The organism is Pedobacter jeongneungensis, assembly GCF_000633455.1.
Lineage (GTDB): Bacteria > Bacteroidota > Bacteroidia > Sphingobacteriales > Sphingobacteriaceae > Pedobacter > Pedobacter jeongneungensis_A.
In genome coordinates this window covers 58,687-81,698 of record NZ_AYMG01000003.1, presented here as the reverse complement: position 1 = coordinate 81,698, position 23,012 = coordinate 58,687, and the positions used below count along the sequence as shown (strand labels likewise).

19 protein-coding genes and 1 tRNA gene are annotated in these 23,012 nt (G+C 39.9%); 17 read left to right on the top strand and 3 right to left on the bottom strand.

Translation table 11 applies throughout. The annotated features are described in order from the left end of the window. The first annotated feature begins 1 nt into the window (after position 1). The 7 genes from U859_RS0103315 to U859_RS0103285 all read left to right on the top strand — a co-directional run bounded on the left by U859_RS0103315 (position 2) and on the right by U859_RS0103285 (position 5,227). Positions 2-1,375 (top strand): YeiH family protein, encoded by a 1,374-nt coding sequence (locus U859_RS0103315; protein ID WP_051584642.1) that lies wholly within the window; start codon positions 2-4, stop codon positions 1,373-1,375. 453 nt (positions 1,376-1,828) lie between these two features. Continuing rightward, a complete protein-coding gene (locus tag U859_RS0103310) occupies positions 1,829-2,152 on the top strand; it encodes an ArsR/SmtB family transcription factor (protein ID WP_025142012.1) in 324 nt (107 codons plus the stop codon). 6 nt (positions 2,153-2,158) lie between these two features. Beyond that, on the top strand, positions 2,159-2,626 hold the full coding sequence (locus tag U859_RS0103305) for an SRPBCC domain-containing protein (protein ID WP_025142011.1): 468 nt from the start codon (positions 2,159-2,161) through the stop codon (positions 2,624-2,626). Positions 2,627-2,632: 6 nt separating this feature from the next. Continuing rightward, on the top strand, positions 2,633-3,019 hold the full coding sequence (locus tag U859_RS0103300) for a DoxX family protein (RefSeq protein ID WP_025142010.1): 387 nt from the start codon (positions 2,633-2,635) through the stop codon (positions 3,017-3,019). Position 3,020: 1 nt separating this feature from the next. Further along, the gene (locus U859_RS0103295) at positions 3,021-3,602 is read left to right on the top strand and encodes a YdeI/OmpD-associated family protein (RefSeq protein ID WP_316931553.1); all 582 of its coding nucleotides are present in this window, start codon (positions 3,021-3,023) and stop codon (positions 3,600-3,602) included. Positions 3,603-3,770: 168 nt separating this feature from the next. Beyond that, positions 3,771-4,268 carry a hypothetical protein gene (locus U859_RS0103290; protein ID WP_025142008.1) on the top strand — a complete coding sequence of 166 codons (498 nt, stop codon included), beginning with the start codon at positions 3,771-3,773 and terminating at the stop codon, positions 4,266-4,268. A 389-nt stretch (positions 4,269-4,657) separates the two neighbouring features. Further along, on the top strand, positions 4,658-5,227 hold the full coding sequence (locus tag U859_RS0103285) for a DUF4256 domain-containing protein (RefSeq protein ID WP_025142007.1): 570 nt from the start codon (positions 4,658-4,660) through the stop codon (positions 5,225-5,227). 2 nt (positions 5,228-5,229) lie between these two features. Here U859_RS0103285 and U859_RS0103280 read toward each other — a convergent pair whose 3' ends face one another. Continuing rightward, the gene (locus U859_RS0103280) at positions 5,230-5,730 is read right to left on the bottom strand and encodes a GNAT family N-acetyltransferase (RefSeq protein WP_025142006.1); all 501 of its coding nucleotides are present in this window, start codon (positions 5,728-5,730) and stop codon (positions 5,230-5,232) included. Positions 5,731-6,108: 378 nt separating this feature from the next. Between U859_RS0103280 and U859_RS0103275 the strand changes: the two genes are divergently transcribed. The 9 genes from U859_RS0103275 (at position 6,109) to U859_RS0103235 (ending at position 20,164) form a co-directional block, all read left to right on the top strand. After that, positions 6,109-9,360, top strand: coding sequence for a TonB-dependent receptor (locus tag U859_RS0103275; protein WP_025142005.1), 3,252 nt, complete (start codon positions 6,109-6,111; stop codon positions 9,358-9,360). Positions 9,361-10,022: 662 nt separating this feature from the next. Further along, on the top strand, positions 10,023-10,181 hold the full coding sequence (locus U859_RS32160; protein ID WP_205314364.1) for a hypothetical protein: 159 nt from the start codon (positions 10,023-10,025) through the stop codon (positions 10,179-10,181). Between the two features lie 202 nt (positions 10,182-10,383). Beyond that, entirely contained in the window at positions 10,384-10,953 is a 570-nt protein-coding gene (locus U859_RS0103265) for a helix-turn-helix domain-containing protein (protein ID WP_029985414.1), read from the top strand. 89 nt (positions 10,954-11,042) lie between these two features. Beyond that, positions 11,043-11,933, top strand: coding sequence for an alkaline phosphatase (locus U859_RS0103260; RefSeq protein WP_025142004.1), 891 nt, complete (start codon positions 11,043-11,045; stop codon positions 11,931-11,933). A gap of 181 nt (positions 11,934-12,114) precedes the next feature. After that, entirely contained in the window at positions 12,115-13,434 is a 1,320-nt protein-coding gene (locus tag U859_RS0103255; protein WP_025142003.1) for a DUF5690 family protein, read from the top strand. A 379-nt stretch (positions 13,435-13,813) separates the two neighbouring features. After that, positions 13,814-14,974, top strand: a complete 1,161-nt coding sequence (locus U859_RS0103250) for a TIGR03364 family FAD-dependent oxidoreductase (RefSeq protein WP_025142002.1) — start codon at positions 13,814-13,816, stop codon at positions 14,972-14,974. A gap of 105 nt (positions 14,975-15,079) precedes the next feature. After that, entirely contained in the window at positions 15,080-18,307 is a 3,228-nt protein-coding gene (locus U859_RS0103245; protein ID WP_084153008.1) for a SusC/RagA family TonB-linked outer membrane protein, read from the top strand. Between the two features lie 18 nt (positions 18,308-18,325). Then, positions 18,326-19,891, top strand: coding sequence for a SusD/RagB family nutrient-binding outer membrane lipoprotein (locus U859_RS0103240; protein ID WP_025142000.1), 1,566 nt, complete (start codon positions 18,326-18,328; stop codon positions 19,889-19,891). 199 nt (positions 19,892-20,090) lie between these two features. After that, a tRNA-Asn gene (locus tag U859_RS0103235) sits at positions 20,091-20,164 on the top strand. A 78-nt stretch (positions 20,165-20,242) separates the two neighbouring features. Here the strand turns inward: U859_RS0103235 and U859_RS0103230 are convergent. After that, positions 20,243-20,587 (bottom strand): lipocalin-like domain-containing protein, encoded by a 345-nt coding sequence (locus tag U859_RS0103230; protein WP_025141999.1) that lies wholly within the window; start codon positions 20,585-20,587, stop codon positions 20,243-20,245. A gap of 134 nt (positions 20,588-20,721) precedes the next feature. After that, positions 20,722-21,969 carry an Ig-like domain-containing protein gene (locus U859_RS0103225; RefSeq protein WP_025141998.1) on the bottom strand — a complete coding sequence of 416 codons (1,248 nt, stop codon included), beginning with the start codon at positions 21,967-21,969 and terminating at the stop codon, positions 20,722-20,724. Positions 21,970-22,120: 151 nt separating this feature from the next. Here U859_RS0103225 and U859_RS32155 point away from each other — a divergent pair, with 151 nt between their 5' ends. Then, a complete protein-coding gene (locus U859_RS32155) occupies positions 22,121-22,987 on the top strand; it encodes a carboxypeptidase-like regulatory domain-containing protein (RefSeq protein WP_025141997.1) in 867 nt (288 codons plus the stop codon). Positions 22,988-23,012 lie beyond the last annotated feature (25 nt).

Here is a 23,012-nt window from a genome sequence, read left to right as displayed (position 1 = left end):
GATGTCAACACAAAACAATGCTTCGGGAACTACAGGAGCTTTAACAGATGCAGGGATAACGCCCGACAAAAAAACATTTTTACAATCGCTTACCGAAGATTGGTGGGCGGTAATTTTAGGAACAATTATTATTGCCACAGTACTTTATTTAACCAATAACGGTACAACAATTACTTTACCCGCTTATAAATGGGCTACTTCGGAAGATTTGTTTGGTAAAATTCTTTCAGGCTCAAATTTATTACTCATTTTAGAAACAGGAGCGGTTTTTCTGGCGCTTGCATCCATAGCCATCGGCCTTTCGGGTGGTAATGTAGCCAGGTTTGCTGCCGGTTTTTCGCTGATCTACTTTTTTGCAATCATCTCCTTTATTATTGGCGGCAACAAAAACGTATCTTATTTCGGACTGGAATATGTGGTTTTTGCTTTGTTGATCGGTATCCTGTTGGGTAACGTGGTAAAACTGCCCGAATGGTTAAAAGAAGCCGTACGATCTGAATTTTATATTAAAACCGGCCTCGTAATTTTAGGAACCACGATTTTGTCAGCCGATTTGATCAAAGCAGGTTTGCCGGGAATTGTACAGGCGGTTATCGTAGTAACGGCCGTTTGGTTTTTCTCATTATGGCTAAGCCGTAAATTAAAAGTAGATGATGAATTTGGTGTGATTTTAGCCTCTGCTGTATCCATCTGTGGTGTTTCTGCAGCTATTGTTGCAGCAGGGGCAATTAATGGCGACAAACGTAAACTATCTTACGTGACCACATTGGTGTTGATTATGGCCATCCCGATGATGATCATCCAACCCTGGGCGGTAAGGTATTTTCACATCCCCGAAGTAATTGGCGGCGCCTGGTTGGGCGGAACGTTAGATACCACTGCAACGGTTACCGCTGCAGGCGATTTGGTTGGACCGATTGCTGTTAAAGCTGGTGTAATTGCGAAATTCTCTCAGAATGTATTTATCGGTGTCGCGGCATTTTTTATTGCAATATGGTGGGCCTATAAAAAACCAAAAGGAGAAGCTGGCGAAGTTTTGCCTAAAGCTAAAAGCCCCGGACTTAAAATTGTATGGGAGCGTTTTCCGAAATTTGTATTGGGATTTGTTGCCGCATCATTGGTGTTCTCTTTCTTATTATCGCCTGCAACTGCAAAAAGTGTTGCGCCAAGATTAAATGGCTTGCGTACCGTATGGTTCGCTATTGCTTTTATTTCTATCGGTATGGAAGCTAAGTTTTCGTCACTCGTTAAATTACAAGGAGGCCGGCCGGCATTTACTTTTGTAACCGCTCAGATTTTCAACATCTTCTGGACGCTGTTGTGGTCGTACATCCTGTTCGGTGGATATTTATTCCCAATACCGGATTTTAAATAATACAAACTTATTACTTCAAGCCTCGGTCCGTGTCTCCACGGACGGAAACATCAAAACTCTGGTGGTCTGTTTTTTTAACAGACCACTTTTTTTATAAAATTTTTCCACTGCTTTCCAAATGAGAGGCTTACCATATAAGGCATTGAAGGTGCATATAAGCTTACATGGCCTTATATTTCTTATATGATTGATAAATTCGGCTGATCCTTTGTTGTATTCAATAGCGAAACATCAAAACTCTCATAGGCTGTTTTTTAACAGATCACTTTTTTTATAAAATTTTTCCACTGCTTTCAAAGTCAGGTCGTCATCTCGACTGGAGTGCAGTCCCGAATAGTTGGGACAGGTTACGGCCGAAATGACGTATCTATAATTTAATCGATTAAAAAAAACTTCCTAAAAATTTGCGTAGTTAAATGACTACATTTATATTTGTAGTCAAATAGCTACATAATGAATTTAAGAAGAGATGTATTTCAGGCCATTGCCGACCCAACACGTAGGGCCATATTGGTGTTGGTAGCCACACAATCGATGACAGCTGGTGCTATAGCGGCCAATTTCGATACCGCCAGACCAACAGTTTCCAAACACCTGCAGATCCTGACCGAGTGCGAATTGCTGGAGCAGAAACAGAACGGGAGGGAAGTGCATTACCATACCAATGCCAAAAAGATGAAAGAAATAGCTGATTTTATCGAACCTTTCCGCCAGATGTGGGATGATCGGTTTAACAAACTGGAAGATATTATGAAAAATTATAAACCAACCAAATAGAACCAAATGGAGCAGAAAACAAAAATTGATGCCGAAAATGGCAAACAGGAAATCGTAATTACGAGGGAGTTTGATCTTCCTGTTGAATTGCTATTTAAAGCTTATGTAGAGCCCGAAATTGTAGCACAATGGATGGGCACTAAGGTACTTAAACTCGAAAATAAAAAACATGGTAGTTACGCTTTCGAAACTTCAGATAACAAAGGAAATGTAGCCTTTGTAGCCAGTGGTGTAATCCACGAATTTGTGCCTGAAGAGAAAATTACACGGACATTTGAAATGGAAAATACGCCTTTTGCCGCCCAGCTTGAATTTTTAACCTTCGAAAAACTGACGGATGACAGGAGCAAACTCACCATGCACGTGATATACAAATCGGTCGGTTTAAGGGATCAGATCCTGGCCTTACCTTTTGCTCAGGGTATTAATATGGCACATAACCGTTTGGAAAATATTGTAAGTCAATTAAAATAACAGATCATGACAAAGAGAAACAAAATTATCTATTGGATCGCCACGGTTTGGCTTTCCCTGGGCATGCTGTCTACAGGCATTGTGCAGTTATTAAAAGTAAAAGGAGAGGTAGCGCTTTTTACCCAATTGGGCTATCCGATCTATTTCCTCACTTTATTGGGCATCTGGAAAGTTTTAGGTGTTATTGCTATCCTTATTCCTAAATTTACTTTACTAAAAGAATGGGCTTATGCAGGTTTTTTCTTTGCGATGTCTGGTGCTGTTTTTTCGCATATTGCGGTAGCTGACCATAGCTTTTCGGGATATTTCGGGCCGATGTTATTGTTGGTATTAATAGTGCTTTCGTGGTATTTCAGGCCTGCAGAAAGAAAAATTGTTTCAACTAATCTATAATATGATGAACCCTAAAGTTGATTTTTATTTTAATAAAGCCAAAAAATGGCAGGAAGCAGTAAATTTATTAAGAGCGATTGCACTTGATTGTGGACTAACCGAAGAGTTAAAATGGGGTTGCCCGTGTTATACGTTGGATGGAAACAACATTGTTTTAATCCACGATTTTAAAGAATATTGTGCCTTTTTATTCTTCAAAGGTGCTTTATTAAAAGATCGCGAAGGTATCTTGATTCAGCAAACGGAAAACGTGCAATCGGCAAGGCAGATCCGTTTTACCAATGCATTACAGATTGTAGAAATGAAAGCAACCTTAAAGTCCTTCATTTTGCAGGCCATCGAGGTAGAAAAGGCAGGATTAAAAGTAGAACTGAAAAAAACAACGGAATACAGTATTCCTGCTGAGTTCCAAAATAAACTGGATCATATTCCAGATCTAAAAGCAGCTTTTGAGGCCTTAACTCCTGGAAGGCAAAGGGGATACCTTTTACATTTTTCGGCACCGAAACAATCGAAAACCCGCGAAGCAAGGGTGGAGAAATATATGCCAAAGATTTTGAGTGGTAAAGGATTGGATGATTAGTTTTATTTGTGGTGTTAGATGTTACCATCTGACACCATTGCATTTCTATTTAATTAATTTCCATTTTGTGAATTAGACTACAGTCAGATGGTAACATCTGATTGCACAATAAATGTAATGGAATCAGTCTGCTCCAAATTTTTGCTAAATTTATTCCAAAACAACAATATGGATACTGCATCTTACTTAGCAAAATTTCAAAAAGCAGCCGATCAGCTGGATCAAAAACTGCTTCGCGAAAAAGAAATCGAGGCCGCTGTTGGAGTGATTATGTATTCGGTATTTTTAAAACTCTATAAAAAATCGTGGGCGAGTGAGGAGCAAGATCCTTTAACCGCCAAATCAAGGATATTTTTTTCCATTTGGGTAAATGATGACATAATTAAAGAACAAAAGATTTATTATAACATCCATGCATTTAAACTGCGGCACCTTAAAGGTTACGCAATACAAAGCAGGCAGTTTGCAGATGCCTTCAGAGCTGATTTTAAGGTTTTTGAACAGCAATGGTCAAATGTGAGTGTAAAGTTTGGTCCGCTAACTTTAATGGAGGGTTGGGTAAAATGCGATGTGAATGATTTTCAAAATGAAATTATATCATTAGCCAATAATTTTCTATCGATAGCACATTTGATTGATGATACATTAATTCAGTTTAAAAAATAAGTTTGATTTAGGGGGTGGACTTTTAAAGAAATATAAGCTTATGTGCCCCTTATATTCCTTACATGGTTAATTTTTTTATTGGGAAATGGATGGTTTGTGGTTCTTGGCGGTTTTGAGTCCCGCCATTCGCTATAGCTCCGATAGAAAAAATCGGAGGCTGCCGCTGCTGTCGGGTTTAAAAATAAGGGTTTGTGCACCCTGCAACCTCAAAAATGGAAAGCTGTTTTGGCCAATTAGCCCCGGTTGAAGCGTTACCCTGCAGCAACGAGGTATGAGTAAGCGAAGCGTAAAAGCGGAAAACGGGAAGACATTTAATGTGTTGAACAGGCATTGCGCTCCAAATAAAAATTGATATTTTTCAAAAACGTGGCAATAAATTTAATACCAATATGAGCAAAACAAATAAAAAAGAACTATCCGCAGTACAAACATCAGATCTGCTCCATATTTTAAAACTCCGTTTCGAGCAAAACATAAACCGGCACAAAACTTTAGAATGGAATAAAGTACAGGAAAGGTTAACAGCCAAACCAGAAAAATTGTGGGTGCTTGATGAAATGGAAATTAGCGGCGGCGAACCTGATGTGGTGGAGTATGATGAAGCTACTGATGAATATATTTTTTACGATTGCTCGGCCGAAAGCCCTAAAGGCCGCAGAAGTGTTTGTTACGATCGTGAAGGGCTTGAATCGAGAAAAGAACACCAGCCCGAAAATAATGCGGTTGATATGGCCGCTGCAATGGGGATCGAACTGTTAACAGAAGAACAATACCGTTATTTACAACAACTCGGAAAATTCGATACTAAAACTTCAAGCTGGTTAGTTACCCCGTCCGCAATCAGAAAACATGGCGGTGCCTTATTTGGCGATCGCCGTTATGATCATGTATTTGTTTACCATAACGGTGCACAATCATATTATGCCGCAAGGGCTTTCCGCGGTTTGCTTAGGGTGTAATTTTATAATAGCTTTTCATAGCAGAAAAACCGCAATCCAGGGCGTTTGGCCAAACCAATTTCGCCACTAAAAGTATAACCTAATTTAGGGAAAAGCGCCTGAGTGGCTTTATTCTCGCTATTTGTATCTACCCTCAAAATGTTGATGCCATTTGCTTTGGCAACCACCTCTGCCTGTTGCATTAAGGCTTTGGCAATGCCTTTGCCCTGGCAATCGGGATCTACAGCCAAACGGTGTGTAACAATCGCTTTTTCAGTAATGTCCCAACCGGCATCTTCATATTCAGGATCCTGATCGTTGGTAATAGCCGAAACCCCGACTATCTGATTTTCCAATTCTGCTACCCATAACTGACCGATAGTAATATCCCTGGCAAAAACTTCAGGATTTGGATAATCATCTCCCCACTGGAAATTTCCGGCGGCACGCATTAAGGGTACAACCTTCTTTACAAGCTGCATAATTTGAGGGATATCTTTTGTAACGGCTAATCTTATTGTCATGGAGCAAAGATAATAGATAGGTTTATTGGTTCAGTTGTTCATCGGTCATTTGTTTGTTGGTTAGCAGATATAGAAACTGCCAATTGAAAATTGTTCATTGGTAATTTTTTAAATCGGTTATCGACTATGGACTTCAGACTAAAGACTTCGGACTGTTTTAAATCTTCATCAAATCTTCATCAAATCTTCATCTTTCAGTTTGATATTTGAGCATATCGCTCTTCATCATATTCCGGCCTCAGAAAGGCTGTTAAGGAATTGTTTTCCTATTATTTAATTCTCATTTTCATAGTGTTAATTCAAGGTTAAACTTAATCTGCTCTTAATATTGAATTAACATTAAGGCTGTTGTTTTGTACCAAAATAAAATAACAGAAAATGAAATCACGTATACTATCCCTAGTAAGTATTTTTGTGCTCCTGGTCACATTTGCTCAGGCACAGGTTACAACATCTAGCATTAATGGAAAGATTAAGGATAACAAAGGTATCATCCCAGGTGCAACCATCGTTATGGTGCACGTTCCTACCGGTACAGTTTCTAAAGGTTCGTCAAACGAAAACGGCCTTTACCGCATTGGTAACTTAAACCCGGGCGGACCATACAAAATTACCGTAACCTTTGTTGGTTATAGTCCGGTAGTAAAAGAAAATATTTATTTAACCCTTGGTAATGACGTAAAACTCGATATCGATCTTCAGGAGCAGGGCAACCAGTTGGCAGAAGTAAGTGTTAAAGGCCAAAAAGGCGGAACAAAATCTGGTGCAGGTACAAGCATTGGTGAAGGTCAGATTAAAACCTTACCAACCATGAACCGCAGCTTACAGGACGTTACCCGTGTAACACCTCAGGGCAGTAAAGATAATACCTTTGGTGGTACCAACTTCAGGTACAATAACGTAACTATCGATGGTGCGATTAATAATGATGCCATTGGTTTCAGTCCTTCATTAGGTGGCCAGAGCGGAAGTTCGGGCATGCCTGGAAGCAGTACACGTACTAACCCGGTTTCGCTTGATGCGATCCAGGATGTTACTGTGTTACTTTCTCCTTACGATGTTAAAGTGGGTAACTTTTTAGGTGGCAGCATCAACGCGGTTACACGTGGTGGTACCAACGAAGTAGTGGGATCGGTTTATGGTTATGGCCGTAACGCTTCGCTGATCGGGAGAAACAAAATTGGCGATAACAGCAAAGAGCCTTCTGCTTTTCACGATTATCAAACTGGTTTCCGTGTAGGTTTCCCGATTATTAAAGATAAATTGTTCTTCTTCACTAATGAGGAGATTACCCGCCGTCAGGATCCGGTAATTTTAGGAGCAGGATCATCAGATATGAAATTGCTCACTTTGGCAGAAGCACAACAGATTTCAGATCGCATGAAAAATGCTTATGGTGTTGATGCAGGTTCGTTCGGTGATTACAATATCTATTCACAATCTAACAAATTCTTTAACCGTTTAGATTGGAACATCAGCGAAAGCACCCAGTTAACCATCAGAAATAACACCATTATTTCGAAAGCAACAAACTTAGAAAGAGATCAGTCTAACTTCAGGTTTGGCGGTATCGATTTCAAACAGAACAACAACCAAACTTCAACTGTTGCCGATCTGAAAACCCGTTTTGGTAATTCAGCTACCAACAACTTAATTGTAGGTTATTCTACCGTTCACGATTACCGTGATCCGCTTTCTAATCCGGCTTTGCCACAGATTGAGATTGCTTCAAACGGTGGAACATTGTTTTTAGGTACAGACCGTGAGGCCAGTATCTTCAACATGAAACAGAACACTTTCGAATTTACCGATAACTTTACTTACAGCACCGGTAACCATACTTTTACCGTTGGTACACATAACGAATTTTATAAAATCAACTACGGTTTTGTAAATTCATGGAATGGCCGTGTGGCTTATAGCAGTATTGCCGATTTCCTGGCTAACCAGCCAAACAGGGTGCGTACCAGCTACAACTATGATGATAACAGCCGCGATAACATTATTGCCAACCCAACTGCAGAATTTAATGTGAACATGTACAGTGTTTACGGTCAGGATGAAATCCGCATTGGCGACCGTTTTAAATTAACACCGGGTTTACGTTTTGATATGGCAAACTTGCCAGATATGCCATCATTGAGTTCAAAAACAACAAACTCTCCTGTTGATCCCAACTATGGTACAACTTATACCTACACGCAGCCATCATCAATTACCGGAAAATTCCTGAACAAAATCCAGATTTCTCCTCGTGTTGGTTTTAACTTCGATGTATTGGGTAACCAAAGTTTGGTTATGCGTGGTGGTACCGGTTTATTTACCAGTCGTGTTCCTTTTGCATGGATCGGTTATGCTTATTACAATAATGGTGTAAACTATGGTGCTTTCGATAAATCGTACGTTTATACAAGTACAGATCCGACTAAAATCGTGAAACCAGCTGCGGGTTCCGATCCGATTAAAGATGCTTTAACTGGTAATGGCGAAGCAGGTTATGTAGCTAACCAGGGCGTAAATGTTAAAGATGCAAGTGGCGCTACGCAGGTAGATTTAGTTGACAATAACTTTAAAATGCCAAAAGCATGGAGAAGTAATTTAGCTTTCGACTATAAAACTGATGACCAGTGGAAATTTACAGTTGAGGGAATTTTTAGCCAGGTGATCAAAGATGTGCAGTTTCAACAGATCAACTATGTAGATAATCCAAAATACATGGTTTATGATACACAGAAACAGATGCCAATTTATTCAGGTACCAAAATTAATCCTTTATATACCAATGCCTACCTTTTATCAAATACAGATAAAGGATACAAATACAGTTTAACAGCACAGGTAAGTAAATCACTTCCTATCGGCTTAGATATGATGGTGGCTTATACCTACGGAAGATCGAAAGATATTGCCAATGGTATCCGTAACTCGATGGAGTCTAACTGGCAGTTAAATCAGGCGCTTAATCCAAATAACCCAGGTTTGGCTTATTCTAACTTTGATATCCGCAACAGGATTATCTCGACCATCAATTACAGGTTAGATTGGGCCAAAAATGGTAAATATGTATCTAACTTCTCGTTGTTCTTCAGCGGTCAGTCGGGTTCGCCATACTCATTGGGCTTAGTGAACACCAGAATCAACGGCACCGGACAAACAGTAAGTTTAATGTATGTGCCAGCTGTAGGCGAAACACAGAAATTCTTTGCTAATACACCAGATGGAATTGCACAGGCTGCAGCTTTTGATAACTATATCAACGGTGATAAATACCTAAGTACCCGTCGTGGCGATTTTACAGAGCGTAATGGTGCACGTACTCCTTGGAATGTTCAGGCTGATTTCCGTTTCTCTCAGGATATTCAGGTGGCAAGAGGAAAACATCCACATGTTTTAACTTTAACTTACGATATCATTAACCTGACCAATTTGGTGAATAAAGATTGGGGAATTCAGTATTTTTCTCCTAATACTTATAACTCTATGGCCAGTGTGGGTATCAAAGTTCAAACGGCAGGTACACCAACAGCTTATCCGGTTTATACCTTTGCTCAAAAAGATGTAACCTCTTATTCAAAAGATTTCTTTGCATCACGTTATCAGATGCAATTGGGATTGAGATATAGCTTCTAATCTTTTTTTAAATAAATATATAACGGTCTGGCCTGATAAAGGTCAGGCCGTTTTTTGTTTAGCGGTGAGTACCCATAGTAATAATTTTATTTACTGCAAAAGCTGTAAACTATAAACCTTATTGTAGTGAAAAGCCCGTAAGCGAGGCACGAGTGCGAACTTGTAACGGAAAGAAGGACTACGGCTACCGATGAAATACCAGCTTTCATTTTCAAATGATGAAGGTGTATTGATTTCATGAAGATAAATGACCTGGGATTTTAGGAGAAATGATAGGCTGCGAGGAATCGTCATGAGGTTTGTATCATAAAGATAGAATTGTTGTCCTGACCTTGTCGAAGGACTTGTTTTAAGTGCCTTACAAAGCGTTTCGACTACTTGTCCCGATTTTTTATCGGGAAGCTCAACGTGACAAATTCGAAGTGAACTACAACTTATGATACAGCTTCATCTTAATGTTGGCCCTTTAAGATTCCTGCCTGCGCGGGAATGACGGGCATGTTATTGGATTCAATGGTAGCGGAGTCGAATGATAGCCATAGAAGCCATGAAACACCGAAAATCTTTCTTAAATAACTGATTAAACCTTTCCTATTCTCCTCCTGTCCAAATTATACACACAGCGTAAAGCTTGATTTATTTTTTACTTAAAAGGTTAGGTTATGAAAAAGATTGTAAATGCGTTGCTCTTATTGGTTTTGGCGTTAAATTTTAGTGCATGCGTAGTGAGTGCACGTGCGCCACGTGCCCACTGGGTACCCGGTTATTATGTTGTTGGCCCTCATGGCGGCCGCCATTGGGTACATGGCCATTACCGCTAGTTTATCCTTTCGATTTTCTTAAACTCATGCTTAACAGCTGGGTTAAATGCAAAGTCTGTGCTTTCCTTCTCCATTTGGAGAAGGATGCACTATTTCAGGTAAATCCACTTCCTTAAACAAGGTGAGGTGTAACTAATATGATGTTTCATTTAGAATACAGGAATAAAATAATACATTAGCAGTATTAATCTCTATTTTAACAATGCAGGAAGAAATTCTTTTACAGATAAGCGGTAAAATTAAAGAAAGACGTAAAGAACTTGGCATCACCGTTCAGGAACTTGCAGATAAGGCAGAAGTAAGTAAAGGCCTTATTTCTCAGATTGAAAACAGCAGAACCATCCCATCACTTATGGTATTGATGGATATTATTAAAAGCCTGGAGATTGATTTAAACAGCTTTTTTAAAGACATCAATTTTCATAAAAAAGATGCCCCCGTACTCGTAAAGCGAAAAGACAATTATCAGAAATTCGAAAAAGAACAAGCCGTTGGCTTTAATTACTCGCGTATTTTAACCAAAAACATCAAGTTTTCTACTGCCGATTTTGTGCTGCTCGAGCTTGAAGTAAATTCACATCGCCCGATGGTAAAAACCGAAGCTTTTGAGTTTAAGTACATGATTGAAGGCAGGGTAGAATACCAGTTTGCGAAAAAGAAAGTGATACTCGAAAAAGGCGATTCCATGCTTTTTGACGGAAGACTTTCGCATACTCCTGTTAACATTGGCGATACCAAGGCATTGATGCTGGTGATTTATTTTTTCGAGTAACAATTTAGTAAACAAAGTTTATTTATACTTAACAAATTTTTATCTTCATCTTTATAAACCAAGCCTATATTAGCAGGCAAATTATAAATATGAACAAATTTCTTAAAAGCACCATTTTACTGCTTTGCATTGCTGTGTGCACACAGGCACAGCCAAAAAAAATTAAACATGTAATCCTGATCGGTTGCGATGGCTTTGGGGGCTATGCCCTGCAGCAAGCCAATATGCCTAACCTTAAAGCTTTAATGGCCAATGGCTCATGGACCGATAAGGCACGTTGCGTACTGCCCTCATCAAGTGCGGTTAACTGGGCTTCTTTATTAATGGGCGCCGGCCCAACCGAACATGGTTATACCGAATGGGATAGCAAGGTGCCCGAAATCCCTTCAGTAACCAAAACTTCTTACGGCATATTCCCCACAATATTCAGTGTAATCAGAGATCAGAAAAAGACCGCTAAAACCGCAATTATTTACAGCTGGAATGGCATTGGTTACCTGTTCGAAAAAGAAGCGGTGAGCATTATCGTTGACGGAAAAGAAAAAGATGATTTTTGTACCGACACGGCAGCGGCAATTATTAAAAAGGAAAAACCCTTTTTTACCTTTCTTCATTTAGATGAGCCTGATGGTACCGGGCATTCCATCGGTCACCGTACTCCAGCCTATTACAAACAATTAGAACTGGTAGATCAGCGCATTGGTAAAATTGTAAAAGCAGTTAATGATGCAGGTATTGCCGATGAAACCATTATTTTAGTAACTGCTGATCACGGGGGAACGGGTAAAGGTCATGGAGGTAAATCGCTTGATGAAGTGCAGATTCCATGGATTATTTCTGGTCCTGGTGTACGCAAAAACCACGAATTAAAAGATGTTATCATTACTTACGATACTGCAGCCACACTTGCCTGGCTAATGGGACTGCAACAACCGCAAAGCTGGAGAGGAAAACCAGTGTCAGAAGCATTTAGCAAATAAGCGGTCAAGGCCTGGCAGATTTAACAATTTGATAATATATCATTTGTTTACAAATAATAAACATTGTTTACTATTGTTTTTTAATATTAGTAATTATGGAAATCAGGTTAATCGTGTTAGGTAAATTAACATCCAGCAACAATATAGCAGGGGGATTTAAAATTAATAACCCAATAGTGTAATGAGTTTGCTTCATCTTGCCCGCAAAAAAGCATTGCACTGGCCCTATTGGTTGGTTACAGTAATTGGTGGGGTTGCGGCCTTTGGTTGTTACACCAGTATGTATGCGTTTAGGAAAGCCTTTGCATCTGCTACTTTCGAGCATCAGGAATTTCTGCACATCGATTATAAGGTTTGGCTGGTTATTGCACAAATGGTGGGCTATACCCTTAGTAAGTTTTATGGTATCCGTTTTATTTCCGAATCTGGGAAAAGCAACCGCGCCAGGAGTATCATTTTTCTGATTCTTTTTTCGTGGCTTGCGCTGCTCGGTTTTGCACTGATACCTGCTCCTTACAATATTGTATTCCTCTTTCTTAACGGCTTTCCATTGGGCATGATCTGGGGTTTGGTGTTCAGTTACCTCGAAGGCAGGAAAACAACGGAGTTTATGGGCGCGTTAATGTCCATCAGTTTAATTTTTGCTTCGGGTTTTGTTAAAACGGTGGCCCGCTCCCTGATGTTGTTTGCATCGGTGAGCGATTATTGGATGCCTTTTTTAACTGGCCTTGTATTTTTGCCTGCCCTGCTGCTGTTTGTTTTCTGTTTGGAAGTAATCCCGCCGCCTTCAAAAGAAGATCAGGCATTGCGAACCAAGCGGGTACCGATGGATGCAAAACAGCGGAAGGCTTTTATCACCACATTTTTGCCAGGTATCATTCTTACCATTATCATTTATGTATTGCTAACCTGTATCCGCGATATGCGCGATAATTTTGAGGTAGAAATCTGGAATGGCCTGGGGATTCATAACAACCACATTTATACCCAGATTGACACGCTGATTTCGGTGGTGGTACTGGTGATGATGGGGCTTTTAATCCTGATTAAAGATAACCTCAAAGCCTTTACTGTGATCCATATCATGATTATTGCGGGTTGCCTGTTGATCGGTGTAAGTACTTTCTTTTTTGACCGGGGGTATTTGGGACCAATTACCTGGATGGCTTTATTGGGGATGGGACTATACATGGCCTATATTCCGTATAATGCGATTTTCTTTGAACGGATGATTGCCAATTTCCACTACAAAAGTAATATTGGTTTTATTATGTATGTGGCCGATTCTATAGGTTATGTAGGTAGTTTTTCAGTTTTGATGCTCCACGAGTTCGGAGAAACCGACATCAGCTGGATGCATTTCTTTAAACAGTGTTTGTTTGCGGTTCCATTAATTGGTGGGGTTTGCAGTGTGCTCTCACTAATTTATTTCAGGAGGAAAACATTGGTTACAAATAAAAAGCTACAGAAAGCGGAGGGCTTGGTTTTGACAGAGAAATAAGCATGGGTTTATATCTGCTGTCATTTTACCATTTAAGACATATAAGGGCAATTAAGGCTTATATGTGTCTTACATTACTTATATGGTTAAAGGTTGGGGACGTGATGATCCTAGATTTATCGTCATTGCGAGAAGGCTTTTTCAGCCGACGAAGCAATCTTTATTGTGGTCGTAGAGCATGAATGATTGCTTCGTCGTTCCTCTTCACAATGACGACTTTTTTATTTGGAATTTGTTAATGGTAACGAAGTTGAGGTGGCTTTTATAAACAGTTTCGTCATTCCCAACCCGATAGCTATCGGATGACGGATAATTTTTAAAATATATTAACATCGGTGAAGGTGCCATTTAAAGTATCTCATACAAAAAATAAATAAACATGAATAAACATTTCGATCTTATTGTAGTTGGCGGAGGTATTTTAGGTACTTTCCACGCTTATCATGCCCTACTTTTAGGTAAATCGGTATTGCAGCTCGAAAAAGACAATTTTCCCGTAGGTGCTACGGTACGTAACTTTGGTCAGGTGGTGCCATCGGGCATGGAAGCCGAATGGTTTGAGTATGGTGTGGCTGGTTTGGAAATTTATAAATCCATCCAGCAGGAATTTGATATTTCTGTACAGCAGAACGGCAGCGTGTACATTGCTTCAGATGATGATGAATGTACCCTGATCCACGAGTTGAAAGCACATTACGATACCATCGGTTATACCACAGAATTGCTTAATCAGCAAGCTGTTTTAAAAAAATACCCTGCAATTAAATCTTCTTACGCCAAAGAAGCTATATTTTTCCCGCAGGAAATCAGCGTTGCACCTGATCAAATGATCCACCGCTTGCATCAGTTTATGCAAACGAAATTTGAAAAATACACCCTTAAATATAATAGTCCGGTTACCGCATGCGAGAGCAAAGGAACAGGTGTAGAAGTAGGGCTGAAAAACAAAACCGAAGTTTTTACTGCGGAGAAAGCAATCATCTGCAATGGTTATGAGTTTAAATTGCTGTATCCCGAACTTTTTAGCGAAAGTGGCATTGTGGTGAGCAAATTACAGATGATGCGCAGCATCCCAATGCCTGATGTAAAATTAGAAGGCAATATTTTAACCGGTTTAACTACCCGCCGTTATGAAAGTTTTGAGCACTATTGTCCTTCGTTTAAAAGTATAAAAACACCCGAACATTACGAGGAACTTAAAAAATGGGGTATCCATATCCTGTTTAAAAAAGCAGCAGATAATACCATCATTATCGGCGATTCGCACGTATATGCTGATGTAAACCATTTTGATGATCTGGGTTTTGATTTAAGTACCCATATTAACGAACTCATGCTGGAAGAAGCTGCCCGCATTGTTGATTTCGACGTGCGTAAACTGCAAACTACCTGGGCTGGATTTTATCCTCAGCACCCTACCAAACACATTGTTACCTACGATCTGGATGATTGCATCCATATCCGTACGGCTATTGGCGGTAAAGGAATGACTGCAAGCGCCGGTTATGCAGCAGAAAGTATTAAGAAAATATTGTGTTAACAAATACTAAACAAAAATAGGCTGTTTTGTTAACTAAAAGTTGGCATTAGGCTAACATGTACATCTTATCATTGCATCTATAAACCATAAAAATTTTATAGATAAATGAAACATCTCTACAAGATGAAGATGTGCATGATAGCTTTATTGTTATTATGCCTCACGCCCTGTTTTACATGGGCGCAAACAAAAATAGCCGGTATGGTTAAAGATGATGCACAGCAGCCGATTCCCGGTGTAAGTGTATTGATAAAAGGCACCAAAAAAGCCACTTCTACCGATTTATCAGGCCGTTTTACCCTCGATGCCAAAACAGGCGAAATACTGGTAGTAAGTTCAATCGGCTTTCTATCACAAGAAGTGCAGGTTACTGGTGCAAACCTGAACATCACCTTAAAAACAGATTCCAAAAACCTGAACGAAGTGGTGGTTACCGCCCTCGGTATCCGTAAAGAAAAACGGAACCTGGGTTATGCCATTCAGGAGGTTAAAGGTGCCGATCTGGTAAAAGCCAGAGAAGCCAACCCCGTAAACGGTTTAGTAGGTAAAGTTGCAGGTTTAACTGTGGGTGTATCATCCGAACTTTTGGGCCGTTCATCACTTTACCTGCGTGGAAATGATGTAAACCTGGTGGTGGTAGATGGGGTGCCGATCAATTCGGATACCTGGAACATCAATCCTGATGATATTGATACCTATACGGTGCTTAAGGGCCCAGCTGCTGCTGCACTTTACGGTTACCAGGCTTATAACGGTGCTTTATTAATTACCACTAAAAGAGGTAAACTGAGCGACAAAGGCTTTACGGTAGAACTCAACTCAAGCACCCAGTTTAACAAGGGATTTATCGCTTTGCCAAAAAGCCAGGACGAATACGGACCAGGTGAACACAGTGCTTATGCCTTTGGCGATGGTAAAGGCGGTGGTTTAAATGATGGCGATTATGACATCTGGGGCCCTAAATTTGAAGGTCAGTTAATTCCTCAATACGATAGCCCCGTAGTAAATGGCGTACGCCAGGGTACACCATGGGTAGCCCGTGGAAAGGATAACTTAAAGCGTTTTATCGAAACAGGCTTACTTTCTGCCAATAATGTGGCGTTATCTTCAGCAACTGATAAGTACAATTTAAGGGTTTCCATTTCTAACAATTACCAGAAAGGAATTATACCAAATACACAGTTAAACATCAATAACTTTAACGTAAGCGGTTCTTATAACATCACTCCGAAGTTAAGGGCCGAAACCTATATCAATTACAGCCGTCAGTTTTCTGATAATATTCCTGATGTAAACTATGGTCCGAACAGTGTGATTTACAACATGACGCTTTGGGGCGGTGCAGACTGGAATATCGACGATATGAAAAATTACTGGCAGCCTGGTAAAGAAGGCATCCAATCTATCTATGCAGAATACCAACGTTATCATAATCCTTATTTTATGTCGTACGAATGGTTACGCGGACATAAAAAGAACGATATTAACGGTTATGCCTCATTAAACTATAATGTAAGCAAAGGCCTGGACGTGTTATTAAAAACACAGATTTCTACATACGATCAGCTAAGGACAGAGAAAATGCCTTTTTCTGCTCACCCATACGGTCGTGAAGAAGGTTTGGGCGATTACAGGGAAGACCGCCGCAGCATGTTCGAAAACAATACGCAGTTAATCTTAAAATACAACAAAAATGTGGGCGATTTATTCGAAATCAGTGCTTTTGGTGGCGGTAATGCCCGTAACTTCAGTTACAACTCTAGTTTTACCACTACCGATTACCTGAACGTTCCGAATGTATATAACTTCTCTAACTCTAAAAATCCGGTAAAAGCTTTCGATTTTAATTCCAAAATGTTGGTGTTAAGTGCTTTTTATTCGGTCGATTTAAGTTTTAAAAAATACCTGAACATCAATACTACTGGCCGGGTAGATAAAAACTCTGCGCTGCCGCCAAAGAATAATGCAGCTTTCTATCCTTCAGTTTCCTTAAGCTCAGTAATTTCTGATTACGTAAAAATGCCTGAGTTTATCTCTTTTGCAAAAGTAAGGGCATCGTATGCCAATGTTAAAGATCCTGGTTTAGGTACACAAGATTATATCGGTGCAACACCATTGCAGAGTTATCCGATAGGATATGGTGCCGAATACAGCTCTTCTTACGGCGGGCCGGTTTATGGTCTTTCTTCTCCATACACCATCAGACAGACTTATAACAACCAAACCGGTGCTTATTATACCAATAGCCTGATCGATCTGAATAACATCAGGGCGCAAAGCAGAACCAATTACGAAGGGGGTATCGATCTTAAATTCCTGAAAAACAGGTTAGGTTTCGAGGCTACTTATTTCAGGTACATCGACGGGCCAAAAATTATTAAACAAAGTATTCCGCAAGCTTCCGGATATGATGTAAATACTATTAACGGTCGTAAAACACAGAACAGCGGGGTAGAGCTGAGCTTATCAGGTTCGCCTATCATGACCGATAAATTTGGTTGGGATGTCATGATCAACTGGTCTACCTATAAACAGGTTTACAAGGAACTGGCACCTGGTGAAACATCGGTTGATCAGTTTTTCAAAACAGGCGACCGCATCGATAACATTTATGGTTCTGTGCTGGCCAAAACACCAGGCGGACAGGTTATCCATACCGCAAGCGGAACACCAATTTCGTTACCAGTTAACCAGTTGTTAGGGCACGCAGATCCGAACTGGGTATGGAGTATCGGCAATAAATTCAGGTACGAAAATTTCTCATTCAGCTTCCAGTTAGATGGTAAGGTTGGTGGCGTAATGCAGGATTATGTAAGGTTGAAATCGTTTCAGGGCGGTCGTCAGATCGAAACCATCCAGGGTAAAATGGGCGAAGCCAGGTATCAGGATTATATCCACGTAAACGATCCAAACTATAAAGGTACATGGGTAGGCGATGGGGTAGTGGTTGCCAATAACGGTAAACTTAATTTTGATCCGGTTACGGGTGTAATTACCAATTATGGCGATCTTTCTTTCGCTCCAAATAATACCCCTGTTTTATTGCAGGATTATTTAGGTGTGTTTTACGGTGCTAAAGAAAATACGATGATGAGCCGTACTTATGCAAAATTGCGCGAAGTAACCTTTGGTTATCAATTGCCTAAAAAATTGTTGGAAGGAACCTTTATCCGCTCGGCCAATATTTCGGTAGTGGGACGTAACCTCCTGTACGTCATTAATTCTACCTACAACGATGTGGATGTAGATCAGTATTCGGGCAGAGAAGGCACTTCTACCCTGCAAACGCCAACCACCAGAAGTGTGGGCTTTAACCTGAATGTTACTTTTTAACCGTTAGCACAAAAGATTATGAAAACGATATATAAAATTTTGTTCCTCTTCATCATGGTTGCAGTTTGCGGCGGATGTAAGAAAGAATTTGAAGACAACTTTAAAAACCCAAATCAGGCTGAAAGTGTGCCACCCAACTTAGTGCTGAATGGTATTTTATACGATATGTACGAAGCACCTTTTTCGGGTTCAGAAAGATGGAATCAGTACACCGCGGCAAATTATTTTTATTATGCAACCAACAATTACGATTGGACAGGAGCTTCATTAGATTATACCACATTAAAAAACGTGGGTAAAATGGAAGAAGAAGCCAACCGTTTAGGTGGCGAAGTAGGCAAACCTTACCTGGCCCTGGCCAAATTCTTTAAAGCTTATTTCTTTGTGAAAATGAGTTTAAAGGTTGGCGATATCCCTATGACGGAGGCTCTGAAAGGTGTAGCCAACCTTACGCCAAAATACGATACCCAAAAAGATGTTTTTAAGCAATCGTTGGTGTGGTTAGAAGAAGCTAATCAAAACCTGAGCACTTTAATTGCTGCGGGCAATAAAGAGCTAAAGGGTGATATTTACCTTAAAAACGACTTGGTGGCCTGGCAAAAAGTGATCAATACCTTTAAATTAAGGGTGTTGATCCATTTAAGCAGCAGGGTTGATGATGCTGATTTGCAGGTGAAACAACAGTTTGCTGCCGTATTGGATAATCCTACCAAATACCCTGTAATGGACAGCATGGCTGATAACCTTCAGTTTGTGTACAACGAAAGTTTTAACAAATACCCTAACAATAAGGACAATTTTGGTAATGATGCTTTGCGTTATAACATGGCGGGAACTTATTTAAATACGCTTTCTGGCCTGAAAGATCCTCGCGCTTACATGGTGGCTGAACCGGCAAGGGGAATAGCTGAAGCTAACGGATATGCCATTACCGATTACCGCAATTTTGTTGGTGCAAGCTCGGGCGAAGATCAGGGCGTGATGTTGGATAAAGTACAGAAAGGTTTGTATTCGCTTATTGGTCGCTACAGGTATTACAGTGGTTATACCGCCGAAAATACTTTCATTATTTCTTACCCGGAATTGTGTTTCATCAAAGCCGAAGGTATTAACCGTGGTTGGGCCAATGGCGATGCCGAAAGCTGGTATAAAAAAGGCATTCAGGCTTCTATCGCCTTTTATGGCATTAAAGATGGAAGTAATGTAGTTACCTTCCTTAAAAAGGATGGCAAGCTTGGCGAGTTCGAGACTTATAATATCAATTTCTCGTTCGAAAGCGATTATTATGCACAGGCTGCGGTTAAATATGCTGGTAATACAGCTGATGGTTTAAAACAGATCCTTACCCAAAAATACCTGGCTTATTTCCGTAATTCAGGTTTCGAAGCCTACTACCAGTACCGCAGAACAGGTATCCCTGCTTTCCAAGTGGGGCCGGGTACAGGTAACAGCCAAAGAATCCCGAAACGTTTTCAGTACACCACCATCGAAAGAACGACTAATGGCGATAACCTTAAAGTGGCATTGCAACGCCAGTATAACGGTGTAGATGATATTAACCTGGCGCCCTGGATTGTTAAATAGAAATTTATAACAATCTGATATTCAGTTTGAAAATAAAGAGATGTTCTTCCGTCTTAAACGGAGGAACATTTTCTTAAATAATATTTGATTTATTTTTTGCATAAATAATTTAAAAGCGCTAATATTGCACTCCCAAAACGAACAAGGATAAAGTTTACTGAAAAGTATATATTATCACGTTTTAGGAAACAACCAGCACTCCTTCTTAGCTCAGCTGGTTAGAGCATCTGACTGTTAATCAGAGGGTCGCTGGTTCGAGCCCAGCAGAGGGAGCTTTAAAGCGAATAACGAAAGTTATTCGCTTTTTTTGTTTTAGGCTGGGCGGGAAGTTTATTCTGAGCGCTGGCAAGGTTACTCTACTTTTTCATATTCTAAAGTACCTGTTTGGTCGCTACTAATCGTCCTCTTTTTACTGTCGAAATAATCTACCGTAAAAGCAATAGAAATAATACTGATTTTAACGGTTAGTTTTTTGTTATCGGCTGATAATTTCCATTTTCCTTTGCGGGAACTATTGCCATTGATGCCCTGAAATACTCCGCCCTCCTCAAAAACCTGGTAAACATCAGTTGGTGTAGTTACCACACCATCTTTGGTCTGTTTTACAAGCTTCCATTTTCCGATAAGTTCTTTTGAGGTTTGGGCCTGGCAAGCAAAAGCGGCCACAAAAAGTAATAAGGTGATTACGAGTTTCATATGTATAGATTATAAAACTAAGTTATTGATTTTAACAATTAAAAACCCGCTTCCTTACTGATTTTATTGCCAATACCTGTTGTTTGTAGTGGTCTAAATGAATTCATATAATGGTGTAGCGTCTGTTGGGGAAACTATTTTTCCCCGGTTTTAAAATCAATCAGGTAAGGTTTGATCCCTGCACCATTCAAATCCCTGAAACTTTCTCCAAGTACTAGCTGATATTGTCTGTTCGGTTTTAACTGAACTTCGAATTCGGCAGTGATGCCATCTGCCGAAAATCCAATAAAGTTTTTAATAAACATGGCGTTATCTTTACCCAAAGGCCCAAAATCAAAGTTTCTGAAGCGTTTATCCATAGGTTTTGAAAAAATGACTTTAAATTTATAGTTCAAAGTATCACCTGAATCTGCCGATTTTTCGGGTGTGGCACTAACCACAAGTGGACGGTTCTTTTCATATTCGTCGTTTAATTGCTTGACCGTTCGATTGAAATAACCTGACTGATCTACATAGGCAGCCAGGGCTTTCGTATTGTTATAGTCGAGTTCAATCATGTCGCTAATCGCTTTAACCTTATCTGTTGCTTTTGTATAATATTGGTCGGCAATGGCATAACCTACATAATATCCAAGATCCCTTACACCAAATTGGTTTTCTGCATTACTATATAACCAAAATCCATTTCCGGTATTGAACATTTGAAGGGCAAACACCTGCTTAATGCTTTCGGTATGTGCTTTTCCATAGGTAAGCGCAGGAAGGGTAGAAGGAATGGCCATCACTTTTTCGGAAACAAATTCGGCAACCCCTTCCATTACACATTGCGCCAATAAATTATCGCCGATGTTTGTTTTTTGCTGGGTATGTACATATTCGTGAACGTTGGTGAAAACCAAATTGTCAAGATGCTCGCTAGCCATGGCAATTTCACTTCCAATCAGTACCATTTTACCCGTAGTGGTTCCGCCGCTTCTAAAAGCACCTACCGTGAAATAGATTTCTGCCGGTTTTAAACCAGGATAAAGTTGTTTCAGCCTGTCGATTTTTTTCGCAATGGCGGCTGCATAATCTTTTGCCTTTAACGTATTGGAGCGGATGGAATTAAAATAAGTTTGCTTTTGGGTAATGGCATTCAGATAATCTTTGGGGGTATAATTCCTTGCCTGTATCATTGCCTTTTGGCCGGGTGTAGCTTGCTCCAGAAACAACTTATTAAGATACGCGTACTGTGCACTCGTATCTTTAGTGGCATTGATTTTATCGTAAGCCTGCCAGAAATGATCTACATCCGTGGTGATCAGGTTTACGGTTTGTTGCGCCCAAATACTCTGAGTGATGGAAGCGCATAAAAGGGTTGCAAAAAGTATGGCTTTATTCATATTGATAAAAGACACAGAAAAAATCTTAGTGTGACAAGGGGATTGTTTTTTCTGTTGAAAATTGTGTTTAATTAGTTATAAATTTCGATTACATAATAAGGCAGTGTTATGGAATATTATATGCTATTGCATCTTCTCTAAAACCTAAAGCATGAAAAGTCTACAATTAGTATTAACCAATCCCTGTACAAAGCAATGGAGTGAGATTGAGCGAGCAGATGGAAACCATCATTGTAGCAGTTGTAATAAAAACATTCTTGATCTATCAGCTAAATCCGATAAGGAACTAATTCAGTTCTTCAAAAATAAAAATGACAATATATGTGGGCGGGTATTGGCCAGTCAGCTAAACCGGGAGCTTGTTTTGCCTTCTCCAAGGCTTAGCTGGCACTGGCTGGTGCCGTTTGCTTTAGGCGCATCTATAATTAGCCAAGCCCAGGCGCAAAATTTAAAACCAGTTGTAGTGCCCAGCGAGCAACATCCTAAATCTTTGTCCTTATCCGTTGAAGAAGCAAACAACCTGCCTCCTTTAAAAACCATTATCGCAGGTAAAGTAGTGGATAATTTAAAAGGAAATCCCTTAAATGGTGTGGAGATCAGAATAAAGGGAGATGAAAAAGTGCTGGCCATAACAGACTCAAACGGTAGATTTGAACTCAGCTTGAATGATAAGGACATGCTTAATAAGTTCATCTTTAATTTGCCGGGTTTTTCTAAGGTAGAGACTTACATCAATGACAAAATTGTGGTTAAGTTAATTGCGGAGCGCAGGATAATGCTGGGAGGTATCTCGACAATTTCGCTAGATCAAACACCACTTTATTATGTTTATGCTGGTAAAAAAGGCTGTATACTTGATGCTTTAAGGATGAATGAACTATCGCCTGATTGGATCGAGAAAATAGAAATTTTAAAAGATGCAAAAGCAACAGCAATATATGGCGCCAGAGGCGCCAATGGCGTGATACTGATTGAAATTAAGAAAGCCTACTTTAAGAAGATTAAATTCTCGCAATAAGAAACTGTTTTAGCGAGAGGCTAAG

Coding starts and splice junctions, on each gene's coding strand:
- U859_RS0103315 (WP_051584642.1), top strand. CDS start 2: ATGTCAACACAAAACAATGCTTCGGGAACTACAGGAGCTTTAACAGAT.
- U859_RS0103310 (WP_025142012.1), top strand. CDS start 1,829: ATGAATTTAAGAAGAGATGTATTTCAGGCCATTGCCGACCCAACACGT.
- U859_RS0103305 (WP_025142011.1), top strand. CDS start 2,159: ATGGAGCAGAAAACAAAAATTGATGCCGAAAATGGCAAACAGGAAATC.
- U859_RS0103300 (WP_025142010.1), top strand. CDS start 2,633: ATGACAAAGAGAAACAAAATTATCTATTGGATCGCCACGGTTTGGCTT.
- U859_RS0103295 (WP_316931553.1), top strand. CDS start 3,021: ATGATGAACCCTAAAGTTGATTTTTATTTTAATAAAGCCAAAAAATGG.
- U859_RS0103290 (WP_025142008.1), top strand. CDS start 3,771: ATGGATACTGCATCTTACTTAGCAAAATTTCAAAAAGCAGCCGATCAG.
- U859_RS0103285 (WP_025142007.1), top strand. CDS start 4,658: ATGAGCAAAACAAATAAAAAAGAACTATCCGCAGTACAAACATCAGAT.
- U859_RS0103280 (WP_025142006.1), bottom strand. CDS start 5,730: ATGACAATAAGATTAGCCGTTACAAAAGATATCCCTCAAATTATGCAG.
- U859_RS0103275 (WP_025142005.1), top strand. CDS start 6,109: ATGAAATCACGTATACTATCCCTAGTAAGTATTTTTGTGCTCCTGGTC.
- U859_RS32160 (WP_205314364.1), top strand. CDS start 10,023: ATGAAAAAGATTGTAAATGCGTTGCTCTTATTGGTTTTGGCGTTAAAT.
- U859_RS0103265 (WP_029985414.1), top strand. CDS start 10,384: ATGCAGGAAGAAATTCTTTTACAGATAAGCGGTAAAATTAAAGAAAGA.
- U859_RS0103260 (WP_025142004.1), top strand. CDS start 11,043: ATGAACAAATTTCTTAAAAGCACCATTTTACTGCTTTGCATTGCTGTG.
- U859_RS0103255 (WP_025142003.1), top strand. CDS start 12,115: ATGAGTTTGCTTCATCTTGCCCGCAAAAAAGCATTGCACTGGCCCTAT.
- U859_RS0103250 (WP_025142002.1), top strand. CDS start 13,814: ATGAATAAACATTTCGATCTTATTGTAGTTGGCGGAGGTATTTTAGGT.
- U859_RS0103245 (WP_084153008.1), top strand. CDS start 15,080: ATGAAACATCTCTACAAGATGAAGATGTGCATGATAGCTTTATTGTTA.
- U859_RS0103240 (WP_025142000.1), top strand. CDS start 18,326: ATGAAAACGATATATAAAATTTTGTTCCTCTTCATCATGGTTGCAGTT.
- U859_RS0103230 (WP_025141999.1), bottom strand. CDS start 20,587: ATGAAACTCGTAATCACCTTATTACTTTTTGTGGCCGCTTTTGCTTGC.
- U859_RS0103225 (WP_025141998.1), bottom strand. CDS start 21,969: ATGAATAAAGCCATACTTTTTGCAACCCTTTTATGCGCTTCCATCACT.
- U859_RS32155 (WP_025141997.1), top strand. CDS start 22,121: ATGAAAAGTCTACAATTAGTATTAACCAATCCCTGTACAAAGCAATGG.